13 protein-coding genes are annotated in these 16,572 nt (G+C 62.0%); 5 read left to right on the top strand and 8 right to left on the bottom strand.

Annotation, left to right across the window (positions count from 1 at the left end; translation table 11 throughout):
- Positions 1–66: 66 nt before the first annotated feature.
- Complete coding sequence (aspS, locus tag AB7813_RS06055) at positions 67–1,839, bottom strand: aspartate--tRNA ligase (RefSeq protein ID WP_175366117.1); 1,773 nt, start codon at positions 1,837–1,839, stop codon at positions 67–69.
- A 309-nt stretch (positions 1,840–2,148) separates the two neighbouring features.
- On the bottom strand, positions 2,149–2,376 hold the full coding sequence (locus tag AB7813_RS06060; RefSeq protein ID WP_158596856.1) for a hypothetical protein: 228 nt from the start codon (positions 2,374–2,376) through the stop codon (positions 2,149–2,151).
- Between AB7813_RS06060 and AB7813_RS06065 the strand changes: the two genes are divergently transcribed.
- The 3 genes from AB7813_RS06065 to rnd all read left to right on the top strand — a co-directional run bounded on the left by AB7813_RS06065 (position 2,348) and on the right by rnd (position 6,803).
- Entirely contained in the window at positions 2,348–4,027 is a 1,680-nt protein-coding gene (locus AB7813_RS06065; RefSeq protein ID WP_175366118.1) for a methyl-accepting chemotaxis protein, read from the top strand. The genes AB7813_RS06060 and AB7813_RS06065 overlap by 29 nt on opposite strands.
- A gap of 50 nt (positions 4,028–4,077) precedes the next feature.
- Entirely contained in the window at positions 4,078–5,553 is a 1,476-nt protein-coding gene (locus AB7813_RS06070; protein ID WP_439064040.1) for a protein adenylyltransferase SelO, read from the top strand.
- 101 nt (positions 5,554–5,654) lie between these two features.
- Positions 5,655–6,803 carry a ribonuclease D gene (rnd, locus tag AB7813_RS06075; protein WP_089263971.1) on the top strand — a complete coding sequence of 383 codons (1,149 nt, stop codon included), beginning with the start codon at positions 5,655–5,657 and terminating at the stop codon, positions 6,801–6,803.
- 94 nt (positions 6,804–6,897) lie between these two features.
- Here the strand turns inward: rnd and AB7813_RS06080 are convergent, their stop codons facing one another.
- The 5 genes from AB7813_RS06080 to AB7813_RS06100 form a co-directional block, all read right to left on the bottom strand.
- Positions 6,898–7,191, bottom strand: coding sequence for a hypothetical protein (locus AB7813_RS06080; protein WP_089263970.1), 294 nt, complete (start codon positions 7,189–7,191; stop codon positions 6,898–6,900).
- 138 nt (positions 7,192–7,329) lie between these two features.
- Positions 7,330–8,835, bottom strand: coding sequence for an exopolyphosphatase (gene ppx / locus AB7813_RS06085; protein WP_439083367.1), 1,506 nt, complete (start codon positions 8,833–8,835; stop codon positions 7,330–7,332).
- A 12-nt stretch (positions 8,836–8,847) separates the two neighbouring features.
- Positions 8,848–11,049 (bottom strand): RNA degradosome polyphosphate kinase, encoded by a 2,202-nt coding sequence (locus AB7813_RS06090; protein ID WP_089264645.1) that lies wholly within the window; start codon positions 11,047–11,049, stop codon positions 8,848–8,850.
- A 156-nt stretch (positions 11,050–11,205) separates the two neighbouring features.
- Positions 11,206–11,883, bottom strand: coding sequence for a chromosomal replication initiator DnaA (locus AB7813_RS06095; RefSeq protein ID WP_439064042.1), 678 nt, complete (start codon positions 11,881–11,883; stop codon positions 11,206–11,208).
- A 46-nt stretch (positions 11,884–11,929) separates the two neighbouring features.
- Complete coding sequence (locus AB7813_RS06100) at positions 11,930–12,484, bottom strand: CDP-alcohol phosphatidyltransferase family protein (protein WP_068731090.1); 555 nt, start codon at positions 12,482–12,484, stop codon at positions 11,930–11,932.
- Positions 12,485–12,652: 168 nt separating this feature from the next.
- On the opposite strand from AB7813_RS06100, the gene purM reads away from it, so the two are divergent.
- Both purM and purN read left to right on the top strand, forming a co-directional pair.
- Positions 12,653–13,726 carry a phosphoribosylformylglycinamidine cyclo-ligase gene (purM, locus tag AB7813_RS06105; protein ID WP_441227959.1) on the top strand — a complete coding sequence of 358 codons (1,074 nt, stop codon included), beginning with the start codon at positions 12,653–12,655 and terminating at the stop codon, positions 13,724–13,726.
- A 7-nt stretch (positions 13,727–13,733) separates the two neighbouring features.
- Positions 13,734–14,390 carry a phosphoribosylglycinamide formyltransferase gene (purN, locus tag AB7813_RS06110; RefSeq protein ID WP_439064044.1) on the top strand — a complete coding sequence of 219 codons (657 nt, stop codon included), beginning with the start codon at positions 13,734–13,736 and terminating at the stop codon, positions 14,388–14,390.
- Positions 14,391–14,435: 45 nt separating this feature from the next.
- On the opposite strand, the gene AB7813_RS06115 is transcribed toward purN, so the two are convergent.
- The gene (locus tag AB7813_RS06115; RefSeq protein ID WP_439083366.1) at positions 14,436–16,412 is read right to left on the bottom strand and encodes a DNA/RNA non-specific endonuclease; all 1,977 of its coding nucleotides are present in this window, start codon (positions 16,410–16,412) and stop codon (positions 14,436–14,438) included.
- Positions 16,413–16,572 lie beyond the last annotated feature (160 nt).

Genomic DNA, 16,572 nt, shown 5'->3' on the forward strand with positions numbered 1-16,572 from the left:
CGTGCTCCCGCGCGTCATAAAACAAAAGTTAGGTAGAAGGGCGTTTCTTCTTGTTGGTTTGCCGGACTACTTGTCCTGCAGATTGAGACGGATATGCGCTTCACGCAACTGCTTCGGCGAAGCCTCTGACGGCGCGCCCATCAACAAATCTTCAGCACGCTGGTTCATCGGGAAGAGCGAGATCTCGCGCAGGTTGTTCGTACCGCAGAGCAGCATCACGATACGATCGACGCCTGCCGCCATGCCGCCATGGGGCGGTGCGCCGTACTGGAAGGCGCGATACATGCCGCCGAAGCGCTCGACCACCGTCTCCTCGCCATAACCGGCGATCTCGAACGCCTTCACCATTGCTTCCGGCTTGTGATTACGGATGCCGCCCGACGCGATCTCGTAGCCGTTGCAGGTGATGTCGTATTGGAAAGCCTTGATGGTCAGCGGATCCTGACCTGTCAGCGCATCCATGCCACCCTGCGGCATCGAGAACGGGTTGTGCGAGAAGTCGACCTTCTTGTCGTCCTCGTTGTACTCGTACATCGGGAAATCGACGATCCAGGCCAGCGCGAAGCGCTCCTTATCGATCAGGTTGAGCTCTTCGCCGACCTTGGTGCGTGCGAGACCGGCGAACTTGTAGAATTTCTCGGGATCGCCCGCGACGAAGAACGCGGCATCGCCGGCCTTCAGGCCGAGCTGCTGACGGATCGCTTCGGTACGCTCCGGTCCGATGTTGTTGGCCAAGGGACCAGCGCCCTCACCGCCCTCGCGCCACATGATGTAACCGAGGCCCGGCTGGCCTTCGCCTTGCGCCCAGGAATTCATGCGGTCGCAGAATGCACGGCTGCCGCCACCGGGACCGGGGATCGCCCAGACCTGATTCTTGTCGTCTTCGAGCATGCGCGCGAACACCTTGAAGCCGGAGCCGCGGAAGTGCTCCGCCGTGTTCTGCATCTCGATCGGGTTGCGCAGGTCCGGCTTGTCGGTGCCGTATTTGCGGAGCGACTCTGCGTAGGGAATCTTCGGCCAGTCCTTGTTGACCGGCTTGCCCTTGGCGAACTCCTCGAACACGCCGGTGATCACGGGCTGCACCGCCGCGAACACGTCTTCCTGTTCGACGAAGCTCATTTCGAGATCGAGCTGGTAGAACTCGCCCGGCAGACGATCGGCGCGCGGATCCTCGTCGCGGAAACATGGCGCGATCTGGAAGTAGCGGTCGAAGCCCGACATCATCAGCAGCTGCTTGTACTGCTGCGGTGCCTGCGGCAGCGCGTAGAACTTGCCGGGATGGATGCGCGACGGCACCAGGAAGTCGCGCGCGCCTTCCGGCGACGACGCGGTGAGGATGGGCGTCTGGAATTCGAAGAAGCCCTGCTCCTTCATCCGCTTGCGCATCGAGTCGACGATGGCGCCGCGGGTCATGATGTTCTGATGCAGCTTCTCGCGACGCAGGTCGAGGAAGCGATATTTAAGCCGGATGTCTTCCGGATAGTCCTGATCGCCGAATACCGGCAGCGGCAATTCGGCTGCGGGGCCGAGCACCTCGATGGCATCGATATAGATCTCGACATCGCCGGTGGGCAGTTCGGCATTCTCGGTGCCGCCAGGACGACGACGCACCTTTCCGTCGATCTTCACGACCCATTCCGAACGCAGCGTCTCGGCGACCTTGAACGCCGGCGAGTCCGGATCGGCGACGCATTGCGTCAGGCCGTAATGGTCGCGCAGATCGATGAAGAGCACGCCGCCATGGTCGCGGATACGATGGCACCACCCCGACAGGCGAACGGTCTGGTCGATATGGCTGTCGCGGAGCGCGCCGCAGGTGTGAGACCGGTAGCGATGCATGGGTATCCTGGAAATACGTCAGAGGGCGGAATCGGGTTCGCGATCAAGCGCGAAGCGCAGGGTTTACCCGACCGCATCCGACGCGGCAACCAAAGCTCGGCGATCAGATCGCCCGAATTTGCGGGCCGCGACTGCATCACCGGAGGCCTCCGACCGATGAATTTCGGACTACCATTTCCAAATGCAATCGAGCGATCGGAAAACCTCCCGCAACGCGGGAACTACATGATTGCACACGCAATAACCAGCTACCTCGGGTCAAGCACCATCGGCACCCGGATACGTCGCGTCGGTATTTCAGCACCAGATTCAACTACTTAAAGCGGTATTTGTGTCAAAATTTACTGAACGTTGACGACCACCATTCACTGTCTTGCCGTGAACCCAGCCCGTTTTGAAGGCAGGTGATTCAACTGGAACTTGCTGCTTCTTGCCCTGCCGCAACCCAAGGCAGCCGCCATTTCGGCTGACCGGCGTCGCAGCCTTAGAACCGCCGAGGAATATGTTCGTGCTCGCCAGATATTCGATCAGTACCAAGCTGTTTGTCATTGTTGCTTTTCTTTTCGTCGTGATCGCGGGCATCGGCACCCTCGCCTTCATGCAGATGCGAGCCATCAACGCAGCGACCCAGGATATCCAGACGCAATGGCTCCCGAGCGTCCGCTGGATCGGTGAGATGCGCGTTCAGTCGGCGCGGTATCGCGCTGTGCTGCGCGACCACCTGATCGTGGCCGATGCCGACCGTCCGGATGTCGACAAGAACCTCGCCGCCCGCAAGTCTGACTTCGACAAGGCCGCGAAGGCCTACGCCCCGCTGGTATCGTCGCCAGCCGAACGCGAACTGGCCGATAAGCTTGACGCGGAATGGAAGGCCTTCATCGCCGCCGGCAACGACGTCCAGGCCCTCGCCAACAAGGGCGACGTGGCGGCAGCCAAAGAGATCAACGCCAAGAAGGTCGTTCCGACCGGCCGCGCCATGGACGGCACATTGGCCAAGCTCGTCGAGCTGAACGACAAGGGCGCCGAAGTGGCCGGCAGCAACGCGAACGCCACCTATGCCAACGCGATCTGGATGATGGTTATCATTCTCGGCGCCTCGGTCGTGCTCGGTCTCAGCGCTGCCATGTATCTGGTGCGCGACATCTCCGGCGGCATCGCCTCGATCCTGAAGCCAATGGGCCAGCTGACCGATGGTCAGTTGGAGGCCGTCATTCCGCATCAGGGCGAAAGCACCGAGATCGGCCGTATCGCCAGCGCGTTGCAGATCTTCAAGGACGCCCTCATCGCCAAGCGTGCTGCGGATCAGGCTGCCGGTGCCGAGGCCGCCATCAAGGCCGCCCGTGCAGAAACCATCACGAAGGCGACCAGCAACTTCGAGTCGATGATCAGCGAACTGGTGGGCTCCTTGTCATCGGCCTCGACCGAACTCGAAGCCTCTGCCACCACGCTGACCCGCACGTCGGATATCACCATGACGCTGTCGGGCTCGGCAGCGTCTGCATCGCATACGGTGTCGAGCAACGTTCAGTCGGTGGCCGCGGCAACGGAAGAAATCACCTCGTCGGTGAATGAAATCGGCCGCCAGGTTCATGAATCGAATCGTATCGCTTCGACCGCCGTGCTGCAGGCCGAGAAGACCAATGAAAGCATTACCAAACTCACGCAGGCCACTGCACGGATCGATGACGTCGTGAAGCTCATCACCGCCGTTGCCGAACAAACCAACCTGCTGGCGCTCAACGCCACCATCGAGGCGGCGCGCGCCGGTGACGCCGGCCGCGGCTTCGCAGTCGTCGCCGCCGAAGTGAAGGCGCTGGCGTCGCAGACCGCCAAGGCCACCGACGAAATCAGCATGCAGATCGCCGGCATGCAGGCGGCCAGTGCGGAGACGATCGAGACCATCAAGGAGATCGGCTCGACCATCACGCTGATTTCCGAAGTCTCGTCGGCCATCGCAGCGGCGGTTGAGGAACAGGGCGCAGCGACACAGGAAATCGCGCGCAATGTCCAGCAGTCGGCCCAGCTCAGCACCCAGGTCGCCAGCGAGGTCACCGAGGTCAATCGCGGCGCCAGCGAGACTGGCTCCGCATCGACCCAGGTGCTGGCCGCAGCGCAGTCGCTGTCGCTCGAAAGCAATCGCCTGAAGGATGAAGTCGACCGGTTCCTCGACACGGTTCGCGCCGCCTGAGACCGCTTTCAGCGGTTGCCTAACACGTCGTGGCCCCCCATCTTGGGGCCATGACAGTCCACTTCCCGTTCGACAACAGCTATGCCGCCCTGCCCGCGAATTTCTTCGCCCGCGTTGCACCGACGCCGGTGACAGCGCCGAGGCTGATTAAGCTGAACCGCGCGCTGGCCGACCAACTCCGCATCGATCCTGACTGGCTGGCCAGTCCCGAAGGCGTCGAAGTCCTCGCCGGCAAGCGCGTGCCGGATGGCGCCGATCCCCTCGCGATGGCCTATGCCGGACATCAGTTCGGACATTTCGTGGCGCAGCTCGGCGATGGCCGCGCGATCCTGCTCGGCGAGGTCATTGACCGCGACGGTGTGCGCCGCGACATCCAGCTTAAAGGCTCCGGTCCAACGCCTTTCTCGCGCCGCGGCGATGGCCGTGCTGCGCTTGGTCCAGTGATCCGGGAATATATCGTCAGCGAAGCCATGGCGGCCCTGGGCATTCCCACAACGCGCTCCCTCGCCGCCGTCCTCACAGGCGAACGGGTTCAGCGTGAGACGATGCTGCCGGGTGCCGTGCTGACGCGCGTCGCCTCAAGCCACATCCGCGTCGGCACCTTCCAGTTTTTTGCCGCGCGCGAGGATATCGCCGGGGTGAAACAACTCGCCGATCATGTGATCGCCCGGCACTATCCCGACGCAGCCGAAGCCGAACATCCTATTCGCGCGCTACTCGATGCGGTGATCCGCCGTCAGGCCGAACTTGTCGCACGCTGGCTCCATGTCGGCTTCATCCACGGCGTGATGAACACCGATAACTGCTCGGTATCCGGTGAGACCATCGATTACGGCCCCTGCGCCTTCATGGACGCCTACGATCCCGCGACGGTGTACAGCTCGATCGACGAGATGGGCCGCTACGCTTATGCGAACCAGCCGCGCATCGCGCTGTGGAATCTGACGCGCTTCGCCGAGACGCTGCTGCCGCTGATCGACAGCGATGAGAAGACCGGCATAGAGATTGCGCAGGCCGCATTGGGCGAATTCTCCGATATTTTCGACACGGCCTATCAGGCCGGTCTCCGCCGGAAGCTCGGGCTGTTCACCAGCCAGCCGGACGATGCCGCATTGGCGCAGGATCTGCTTACCGCCATGACGGTCAATCAGGCCGATTTCACCCTGACCTTCCGCCGCCTCGGCGCCGCCGCGGTTGACGCAGACAGCGACGAAGCCGTGCGCGGCCTGTTCATCGATCCGACAGCGTTCGACGCCTGGGCCATGAACTGGCGGCAGCGACTCGGCCGGGAGTCGGAGACCTCCGAGGCACGCTATCAGGCCATGCAGGCAGTTAATCCGGCCTTCATCCCCCGCAATCATCGCGTCGAGGCGGTGATCCAGGCGGCGCTGGCCGACGACTACGCGCCGTTCGAGAAATTGCTGGCCGTGCTGGCGAAACCCTATGAAGATCAACCGGAGATGGCGGATTACGCCGAGCCGCCGGAGCCGGATCAGCGCGTACTGAAGACCTTCTGCGGCACCTAAACACCCTCATTCTATCGGAGCAGACCTCCAATCTGCCCGAAACACCTTGACTCAACAGGTTTTTCGGCCGAACGCCTTGGCAAAAGCGTTATGGACCGTCCATGGAACTGATCACGACCACTGCCCAGCTGACCGCCGCGTGCGAGCGACTTGCCAAGCACCCCGTCATTACGGTCGATACGGAATTCCTCCGCGAGACCACTTATTACCCGCTGCTCTGCGTGGTCCAGATGGCCAGCGCGGAAGACGCGGTGGTGATCGACACGCTTGCCGAGGGCATCGACCTCACGTCGTTCTTCGACCTGATGGCCAACGAGGCCGTGCTGAAGGTCTTCCATGCCGCGCGGCAGGACATCGAAATAATCGTGCACCGCGCCGGCGTGGTGCCGCATCCGATCTTCGACACCCAGGTCGCAGCCATGGTGCTCGGCTACGGCGACAGCATTGCCTATGACCAACTCGTCGAACGCGTCACCGGCCACCGCCCCGACAAGACCCACCGCTTTACCGATTGGTCGCGCCGTCCGCTGACCGAAGAGCAGTTGCACTACGCCGTCTCCGACGTCACCCATCTGCGCGACGTGTTCGCCAAGCTCGATGCCGATCTGAAGAAGCGCGACCGCAGCGACTGGGTCAGCGAGGAAATGGAAATTCTCACCTCGCCAAAGACCTATGATTTCCATCCCGAGCGCGCCTGGGAACGGCTGAAGACCCGCGTCCGCAAGCCGAAAGAGCTCGCAGTGCTGATGGAAGTCGCTGCCTGGCGCGAACAGGAAGCACAGAGCCGCGATGTGCCGCGCTCGCGCGTGCTGAAGGACGATGCCGTCGGCGATATCGCGACCCATGCGCCGACGTCACTGGAGAAGCTTGCCAATCTGCGTTCCCTGCCGAAGGGCTTTGATCGCTCCAAGTGGGGCAGCGACATTGTTGCCGCCGTCCAGCGTGGCGTCGCCCGCGATCCCGCCACGTTGCCGAAGATCGAGAAGCCGCGCGGCAATTCCAATGGCGCGGCCACCGTCGAACTGCTGAAAGTGCTGCTACGCATGACGTCGGAACGTCACGCCGTCGCCAGCAAGGTCATCGCCACCGTCGACGATCTCGAGCAGATCGCCACCGACGACAATGCCGACGTCGGCGCCCTGCACGGCTGGCGGCGTGAGTTGTTCGGCGAGGCCGCCCTGGCGCTCAAGCATGGCCGCCTTGCATTGGCGATGGAAAAAGGCCGGGTGATCCGGGTGGATCGCGCGTAGGCTACGTCGTCCAAGGTAGCGTTCTAATTGGCTGCCGCAAACAGCAGGACGGGGCGTACCAGACCTCGCCCTGCGAGACGCAATGACGATCGCTTTACGCCGCCGATCTGTTCTTGATGGCTCCGACGATTGCCGTCAGCACCGCACCCGCGACACCGCCTCCGGCCACCTGACCGATCAGCGAACCGATATCGGTGGTCGCCGATGCGTTTGAAAGCATAGGAATCAGCATTCCGAGAATTTGACCGCCAACGCCGCCACCTATTGCACCTGCGATCGTGTTGCCGATTGTACCAAGATCGACAGACTTCGATGCACCGCCGGCAACATTTCCGCCAATCGCGCCGCCAATCAGTTGAACGATAAGGTTGATCAGAAGGGCTGACATTTCGACTCTCCCGGTCCGGAAATCGTATGTACTTGCCGCGTGGACCAAAACGGCCGCGCCGGAAAAGGGTATACGCACGGAAACCGAGAGTCACGCCGCGCTGCAATCAGTAGTGTCATTCAGAATGAGCGACGGTGGCTATCGCCTGACGATCGTCCCGGACTTCCCCACTAATCGTGCCAGCTGCTTGAAGCGGCTGCCGACGCGGTCGGCGACGAGATCGACCATGCGATGCTCGAAGACGAGCATCATCTTGCGATCCTTGGTGGCGAAATGCGTGGCGGGCAGCACGCCCGGCCGCGCCGCCGAAATGAGATGCGCGACCCTGAACAACGCGCCGAGCAAACGGGCGCGTTCGACCTGCGCCGGCGAGACAAGCGCGCGGACCAGCTCCGGGGGCTCGTTCTCGGCGCCGAATCCTGCGTAGCGGTAGTACACACAGAGCGCGAGGAATGCGCGACCGTGATGATCGACGGAGCCGAAATTGCCGTTCGTGATCAGACTGAGCGTCTGCTCGCCGCGATGATCCGGATGGACCCGCCAGCCGATATCGGACAACAGACACGCCACCCGGCGTAGCCGACGATCCTCGTCGGTCTCTTTGAGCTTGGCGACACGGGCGAACCGATCACTCCAGTCGCTCAGCTCCTGCGCGTGGCGGGCCGAACGCGACATCAACTCGTTCATGGTCTGCGCGGCGCCGACCAGACCATCTTGCATGCGCTGCGCTTGCGGCAGCATTTCGTACAGCAAGCCTTCACGGACGCCATAGGTCGAGAACACGATAGTCTTCGGCTTGGCGGTGCGAATGACATATTCAAGCACGAGCGCCGCGTAGACCAGCAGAGGCTGGCGCTGTTCGGCTATGGCTTCGATGTTGGCAAGAATGTTGGCTGTTGCGAGCCGGCGCAAGCGGCGCACGAAATCGAGCGCTTCGGTGGCCGGGATCGAATAGCCATGCATCACACGTAGCGGATAGCCGCTCTGGATGATGTGCAGCCGCGCCAATGCACGCCAGGTGCCGCCGACCGCATAGAAATTGCGACCTACGCCCGCCTTGAGCTGCGCGACGTCAGCCAGCGCCAGCCTGACGATGCGCTCCGCCTTCTTCGGTGATTTCTGTGAGGCATCCTGCAATGCGAGACTGCCGAGCGGCAGCGTCACGCCCTGCCGGACCGCATTGCCTTTGACATCGATCAGTTCGAGCGAACCGCCCCCGAGATCGCCAACCAGGCCATCCGGCTTGTGCACGCCCGAAATCACGCCCAGCGCCGAGAGCTTCGCTTCGCGCGGCCCCGATATGATCTGGATCTCGCAGCCGCAGATTTTCTCGGCTGCTGTGATGAAGGCAGGTCCATTGCTCGCATCGCGCGCCGCAGCGGTCGCGATGGCGTAGACGCGACCGACCTTCATGACCCTGCACAGCGCACGGAAGCGCCGCAGCGCCGTCAGCGCCTTGTCGACAGCGTCCTTGGCCAGCAGTCCAGTGCTCTGCACTTCGCGGCCGAGACCGCACAGCGCCTTCTCATTGAAGAGCGTAACAAGGCTTCGCGTCAGCGACTCGTAGACAACGAGACGCACCGAGTTGGAGCCAATATCGATGACGGCGACGCTGGTCGCGCGTTGATTGGCACGCGTTACCACGTTGCTGGTTCCTTACGAGGATTGGTGACGCTCCGAACGGCGGGTGAGCCGGCGCGGGGATGATTTCTCAAGCGACTTTCCACGGCCAGACAGACTCGGATTCGTCATGAAGTAATTGTGCACATTGAAGGGTTCCTCGCCCTTCGCTGCCTTCATACGCGTTGACGACCCGTCCGGCAACAATTGCCAGCTCTGTTCCGTATCCTTGAGATTGGCCACCATGATCTGCTCGAGCACCTGGGTATGCACGGTGGGGTTCTGCAGCGGACACAGAACCTCGACGCGGCGATCCAGATTGCGCGGCATCATGTCAGCCGACGATATGTATATCGCCGCCTTCGGGCTCGGCAGGCCATTGCCCATACCGAAGCAATAGATTCGACCATGTTCAAGGAAGCGGCCGATGATCGACTTGACGCGAATGTTTTCGGACAGGCCGGGCACGCCCGGCCGCAGGCAGCAGATGCCACGCACGATCAGTTCAACGGATACACCGGCATTCGACGCCTCATAGAGCGCATCGATGATTTCCGGATCGACCAGCGAATTCATCTTGAGCCAGATCGCACCGGGCTTGCCGCTGCGGGCGAATGCCGCTTCGCCGCGGATGTGTTCGAGCATGCGCCCGCGCAAGGTCAGCGGCGATACGGCCATCTTCTCGATGTCGCTCGGCTCGGCATAACCGGTGATATAGTTGAACACGCGTGCGGCATCGCGACCGATGATCGGGTCGGATGTGAAATATGACAGATCGGTGTAGATGCGCGCGGTGACCGGATGATAGTTGCCGGTGCCGGTGTGCACATAGGTCGTGAGCGAGCCGCCCTCGCGGCGCACCACCAGCGACAGCTTGGCGTGGGTCTTCAATTCCAGGAAGCCATAGACCACCTGGACACCGGCGCGTTCGAGATCGCGCGCCCAGCGGATATTGGCCTCTTCATCAAACCGCGCACGCAGTTCGACGAGCGCCGTTACCGACTTACCGGCCTCAGCGGCCTCCACCAGCGTGCGGACAATCGGCGAATTGTTGGAGGTGCGATACAGAGTCTGCTTGATCGCCACCACATCCGGATCGCGCGCGGCCTGCTGCAGGAACTGCACGACGACGTCGAAGGACTCATAGGGATGATGGACAATCAGGTCCTTCTGACGGATCGCCGCAAAGATGTCGCCGCCATGATCGCGGACACGTTCCGGATGACGCGGCACATAGGGCACGAATTCGAGATCGGGCCGATCGAGCCGCGTGAGCTGCGAGACCTCGTTCATGGCGAGAATGCCGTCGACCAGCAGGATTTCGTCATCCGAGGTCGCCAGCGCGCGCTGCACGAAGGCACGGAGTTCTGCCGGCATGCCGGCTTCGATTTCGAGGCGGATCACCGACCCTCTGCGGCGACGCTTCAGCGCAGTCTCGAACAGCCGGACCAGATCCTCGGCCTCTTCTTCGACTTCAAGTTCACTGTCGCGGATGATGCGGAAGGCACCCTGCCCCTGAACAGTGTAGCCCGGGAATAGACGCGCGATGAACAGGCCAGTGGCCTGTTCCAGCGTGATAAGGCGGACCGCGCCGTCCTTGCCGGGGGTCGGCAGGCGGATGAAGCGATCGATCTTGCCGGGCATGCGGATCAGCGCGTTCATCGTCTTGCCGTCGGACACCCGCGACAGATGCAGCGCGATGGTGAAGCCCAGACTCGGAATGAACGGGAACGGATGCGCCGGGTCGATCGCCAGCGGCGTCAGCAGCGGGAAAATATTGTGGAGGAAGTGGTCCTCGATCCAGGACCGGTCGGCTTTGCTGACCTCCTTGCCGTCGAGCAGCACGATTCCGACATCGGCCAGCATGCCGCGCTGGTCGCGCCAGATCGCCTGCTGGTCGCTGCCGAGCTTGGAGACCGCGCTGTTGATCAGCACCAGTTGCTCGGCCGGGGTCAAGCCGTCCGGACTGCGCTCGCTGATTCCCTCACGGACCTGCGCTTTGATACCGGCGACGCGGACCATGAAGAATTCATCAAGGTTGTTTGCGGAAATCGACAGGAAGCGGACGCGCTCCAGCGCCGGATGGCCCGGATTGACGGACTCCTCAAGGACGCGGCGATTGAAATGCAGCCAGGACAGCTCGCGATTGATGAAGCGCTCGGGACCCGACGCGACCACCTCTGCCGGCTTCGCTTCGCCCTTTTTCTCTTCAATAACAATCTCTTCTGCGGAGTCCATGAGACAGCAATCCATCCAGTTCAAGCAGCGCTATAGTGCCGGCAAATCACAGCGGACATTGCGTCAGTTGCGTGACGCTTCGATGACATTGAGGAACCTGCCTGCCGCGCCGTCAAGGCACGGTGTGACGCGCCGCGTTTGACGTCCAAGGCTAAGTCAGGCGTCGCGCAGCAGTTCCGCAGCCAATGCACGGGTCACCGGCCGCCCAAGCCGGAGCGCCTCGCTATCCAGCAATTCCACCGTATGGCGGGCGGCGGCGAATGACCGCTCGATGCGGCTGGCCACATAGCTGACCACGCTCTCGTCGATGCTGAGCTGGCGGTCGGCGCAAAACTTCACGATCAGCGCCCGAAACAACCCGTTATCCGGCGGCAGCAGATTGACTACCGGGATCGCACGGAGCCGCGACCGCAGATCGCGCAACTCGACCTCCATGGCGGCCGGGGCGACCCGCGCCGTAATCAGCACATAGGCGTTGTCCTGACGTGCCAGATTAAGAAGATGGAACAGCGCCCGCTCGTCGAAGGCACCGGCATTGAGATCCTCCACCACCAGTGCGTTGGTCACCAACTCAGCCGGAACCGTCGCAGCCGTCAGGCTGTGCGCCATGGTGGAGCGTGCCCCGGCCTCCTCGGCCCAGATCGCCGCCAGATGGCTCTTGCCGGACCCTTCCGGGCCGACAAGGAGCATGACCCGGTTCGGCCAGTCCGGCCAGCAGTCGATCAGTCCCAGCGCCTCGGCATTGGCCGGGCCCTCAAGGAAGTTGTCGCGGGACAGACTCTCCGCATGGGGCAGCGCGAACGCCAGTTGACGGGGTTGGACGCGGGCGACCACGCAAATACTCCTGCCGGCTCCGCCGGCGAACGTCACGAATACCGGTTTACCGGGGCTCTTGACCGGGTTCGATGGTGCTCATGTGTCGCATCCACTCGACGAGATAGAAGGACACAGAGAGCAGCGTCAAGACGGTCACAAAGCCCATTAAAATCAAATCGTAAGGCGAGGATTTGAAACCAAATCCGAGGGCAGCAAGAACCAAGGCTGCGAAGGCCACCTGCGCCACCGTATTGAGCTTCGATACCATCAGCGGCTTCATCGGGATCGGTTTGCCGAACAACCACGACACAATGACGGCGCCCACGATCATGATATCCCGCGACACCACGAGAATCACGATCCAGCGCGGAACTGCCCCCCATATCCCCAGGGAGACATAGATCGAGACCAGCAGCGCCTTATCGGCCAAGGGGTCGAGCAGCGCACCGAGTTCGCTGGCCATGTTGAAACGCTTGGCGAGAAAGCCGTCCACGGCATCGCTGACCCCCGCAATCACGAAGATTGCAAAGGCGATTTCCATCTGGTTCGAGGCAATCGCCCAGACGATCACGGGCACCAGCAGGATGCGCCCGAGGGTGATTAAATTGGGGATACTCACGCGGCGCTTCCCGGCTCCGGCCTGTTTCGCAATCCGAGCTTGGGGGCTCCGACCGGCTTACCGCCTACATAGTAATCGGGATAGCGTTTACGAGCCATTGCGCAGGCGGGGATTCCGACGTAACCAGCCGAAAATACACAGTTTCGCAGCTCCGGCAGGATACCCGGCATGACCGACCAGAAAAAAGGCCTCACTTACGCGGACGCGGGCGTCGATATCGATGCTGGCAACCGTCTGGTGGACCTCATCAAGCCGATGGTTCGCGCAACCGCCCGTGCCGGCGCTGACGCCGAGATCGGCGGCTTCGGCGGACTGTTCGACCTCAAGGCCGCCGGCTTCAAGGATCCGGTTCTCGTCGCCGCTACCGACGGCGTTGGCACCAAGGTCAAGATCGCTATCGAAGCCGGCATCCATAACGGCATCGGCATCGATCTCGTCGCCATGTCGGTCAACGACCTCGTGGTCCAGGGCGCCGAGCCGCTGTTCTTTCTCGACTACTTCGCATGCGGCAAGCTCGACCCAGAAGCCACCGCCTCAATTGTTGCTGGTATCGCAGAGGGCTGCCGTGAGTCCGGCTGCGCGCTCATCGGCGGCGAGACCGCCGAGATGCCCGGCCTGTACAAAGACGGCGACTACGACCTCGCAGGTTTCTCGGTCGGCGCTGCCGAGCGCGGCACGCTGCTGCCGACCAATGATATCGGCGTGGGCGATGCCGTCATCGGCATGGCCTCGTCTGGCGTCCACTCCAACGGCTTCTCGCTGGTCCGCAAGATTGTCGAGCGCACGGGCCTCTCTTACGCCGACAAAGCGCCGTTCTCGCCGGTGATGACGCTTGGCGGTGCGCTGCTGACCCCGACCCGGCTCTATGTGAAATCCTGCTTGCGCGCGATCCGCGAGACCGGCGCCGTGAAGGGCCTCGCGCATATCACTGGCGGCGGCTTCACGGACAACATCCCGCGCGTGCTGCCAAAGAACCTCGGCGTTCGCATCGACCTGCCCTCCCTCACCGTCCTGCCGGTGTTCAAGTGGCTGGCAAAGGAAGGCGATATCGCCGAACTCGAGCTGCTGCGCACCTTCAACTGCGGCGTCGGCATGATCGCCATCGTCAAGCGCGAAGCCGTGCAGCAGGTGATGGACATCCTGCGCGAGGGCGGCGAGACCGTGGCGCTGCTCGGCGACGTCATCGAAGCTGAGGGCGACGAGCGCGTCGTCTATGACGGACATCTCGAACTCAACCTGTGAGGCCGTGATGCGTCGCGTCGCCATCCTGATTTCCGGCCGCGGGTCGAACATGACCGCATTGATCGAGGCCGCCGCAGCAGATGGCTTCCCGGCCGAGATTGCGCTGGTGATTTCCAACAGGGTTGACGCTCCCGGCCTCGCCACTGCGCAGGCCAATGGCGTCAAGACGCTGGTGATCGAGAGCAAGCCGTTCGGCAAGGATCGCGCAGGCTTCGAGAAGCTGCTGCAGGCGACCCTCGACGAGCACAAGATCGAGCTGATCTGCCTCGGCGGCTTCATGCGCCTGTTCACGGCGGAATTCGTGCGACACTGGTACGGCCGGATGCTGAACATCCACCCGTCGCTGCTGCCCTCCTTCCCCGGCCTCGATCCGCACGGCCAGGCATTGCGCGCCGGCGTCAAGATTTCCGGCGCCACGGTGCATTTTGTCATTCCAGAGACCGATGCCGGCCCGATCGTGATGCAGGGCGCCGTGGCCGTGGCCGATAACGACACCCCCGACACCCTCGCCGCGCGCGTGCTCGACATCGAGCACAAGATCTATCCGCAGGCATTACGGCTGTTGGCCACCAACAGCGTCGGCATCACCGGCGACACCTGCACCACCAGTACCGGCGCCAGCGCCAGCCGCGACGACACGCTGATCTCACCGACGGTGATCTAGGCGAGACGTCCCGGGTCGCACTGCCCCGCACTGCAGCCCGGCAGGTCAGATTACGACGTCATCCATATCGTTGATCCACCGGGTTCTTCGCGTCGATTCCAGCGTCCCGTGTGCATCGAACGGCTTCACCACCGAGAAATCCAGACCGGTCGCCTCCTCGATCGCCACGATCGTGGTTTGAATCCTGCGCTTGCGCATTTCATCCACGGTGTACGGCTTCAATCCGGAGAACACCTTGGCCTCATACAGCGCCTGGACATACTGGGTCTGCCCGACGATGAACGCCGCCGCGGCGATCTTGGTCGTCGTCTTTTGCAGCACCGCCACTTTCCAGAACGAGAGCGGCACCTTCCACGGTCCGCCCTTGCGACCCTTGCCATAATAGGGATCGTCATCGCGATAGATCGGTCCGGTAAAAACCGTCAACCGCTTCTCGGAGGTCTGCGCCTTATCCAGCAGATAGTCCTCGAGATTGCCCCAGTCGATATCGTTGTAGCTTTGCACCTGCGGCGCTGCATTGGTGTAGTGGAACGTATCCTCGGAACCCGCTTGGGCTTCCTCAAGACGTTCCACATCGTCGGATAGTGCGCTCCAGCATGGATCGAGCAGACGGACCTGATGCCCCCGGCTGAATTGAACTGGATCGTTACCCTTGGCCTTTTCGTAGAAGGCACCGTCCGGCTGATACTCGTCCGCGATCCGCGCGTCGCGCCGCCACGTATCCTTTCGCTTACCGGGATGGATGAGTTTCCCCCCGGCAATGTTGACCGCCGTGATCAGTGGAAACTTGCGCTCTTCATGGATCACCGACGTAAAATGATGATAGGCCAGTTCATATCCCGAGCCATCCAGCAATGGCGCAACCTTGCCGGCGGCAAGCAGCGGTGCATAGATCGTCGCAAGATCGATGGGATTGCTCTTGAAGAACCCCGCATCATAGCCACGAACACCTGCCCAGCGTGACACTTGAAGCGGCTTACGGTCAGCCTCCAGAAGCGTCTCGCCAACCGATATGCCCTGGGACATCGGACTGAGGCCGAGCGACTTGTCGAGCCTGTCGAGAACGAGCCCTGCCTGCCGTTTTGCAAATCGTTCCTTTTCGAGCAGTGAAAAGATGGCACTGATCCGAATGCCTTCATTGGCGATCCATACCGGATCCTTGACGACTGCGCCGGGCTTGCTCGGCGCAGGAACCGCCTTGTGATGCAACGCCAGCACCTGCCACTGGTCATTCAGCACTGGCGCGCCCGAAGACCCCGGTTGCGTATCTGTCGAATAATGGATGAACTGACTAAGGTCGATCCCGACAGCCGAGGTTGGGTCAAGCGTGACGATCTGGCTGGCGCGGATCGCGATCTGCTTCGGTTCGCTGCCCGGATGCTGAATGATCGTGACCCATTCGCCATCGACTGCTTTGCCCGACAGCGGGATCAGTGGAAGCCGGCCGTAGCGGTCGAGCGGTACGCCGTCATCCGACAACGGCGTAATCGCCACAAAGGTGATATCGAGTTCGGCGTTGGTATAGAATATTTCATGCGGACGCAGGTTGAAGCAGACCGGATCGCGCAACACGCCATCGATGTCGTGCTCGTAGCCGAACTCGGCCTCACACTGGCTCGCCTCGTCTTCGTCGCCAAGCACGTGATGATTGGTGAGCAACAGTCGTGGTCCGACCAAAAAGCCGGTGCCGTACCACGCCCCGCCGTCACTCGGCACTCTGATCCGGCACACGGCCGCCGCTGCACGCTTGCCTCGATCCAGAAAATTGATCGACAGCAGATCGCTTTCGCCGATGATACGCTCGAACGCATTGGGATCGCTGCGCGGCGCCTCGAGGAAATTCTTGCGGATAGCAAAACGATCATCTGCCTTGGCTCGGCTGCGTCGTTTGGCGCGCGCTGAAGGCGGCACATAACTCGAATCCGCCCTGGATATGATCTTCTCCAGCTGTGCGGACAGTGCCGTCGATGTCGTTGCAACAACGTCTTTCTGAGACTCACTCGCTTCGTGACCGGAATCCATTGCGCGTCCCCACAAACCGCCCAAAAAATGCATCGTCAACAAAGCGCCCGTACCAAGTCGGCACGGCGCGCGCTATCAAAGGTTGCATATTGGCCTGATCGTAACTTTTCCGCAACGAGGACAACGCATTTATTGTTCGGCAGGCGCCCCGAACTGTCAT

The sequence above is a fragment of the Tardiphaga sp. 20_F10_N6_6 genome, assembly GCF_052076045.1.
GTDB lineage: Bacteria > Pseudomonadota > Alphaproteobacteria > Rhizobiales > Xanthobacteraceae > Tardiphaga > Tardiphaga robiniae.

Coding starts and splice junctions, on each gene's coding strand:
- purM (WP_441227959.1), top strand. CDS start 12,653: ATGACCGACCAGAAAAAAGGCCTCACTTACGCGGACGCGGGCGTCGAT.
- AB7813_RS06080 (WP_089263970.1), bottom strand. CDS start 7,191: ATGTCAGCCCTTCTGATCAACCTTATCGTTCAACTGATTGGCGGCGCG.
- rnd (WP_089263971.1), top strand. CDS start 5,655: ATGGAACTGATCACGACCACTGCCCAGCTGACCGCCGCGTGCGAGCGA.
- AB7813_RS06115 (WP_439083366.1), bottom strand. CDS start 16,412: ATGGATTCCGGTCACGAAGCGAGTGAGTCTCAGAAAGACGTTGTTGCA.
- aspS (WP_175366117.1), bottom strand. CDS start 1,839: ATGCATCGCTACCGGTCTCACACCTGCGGCGCGCTCCGCGACAGCCAT.
- AB7813_RS06090 (WP_089264645.1), bottom strand. CDS start 11,049: ATGGACTCCGCAGAAGAGATTGTTATTGAAGAGAAAAAGGGCGAAGCG.
- AB7813_RS06070 (WP_439064040.1), top strand. CDS start 4,078: ATGACAGTCCACTTCCCGTTCGACAACAGCTATGCCGCCCTGCCCGCG.
- purN (WP_439064044.1), top strand. CDS start 13,734: ATGCGTCGCGTCGCCATCCTGATTTCCGGCCGCGGGTCGAACATGACC.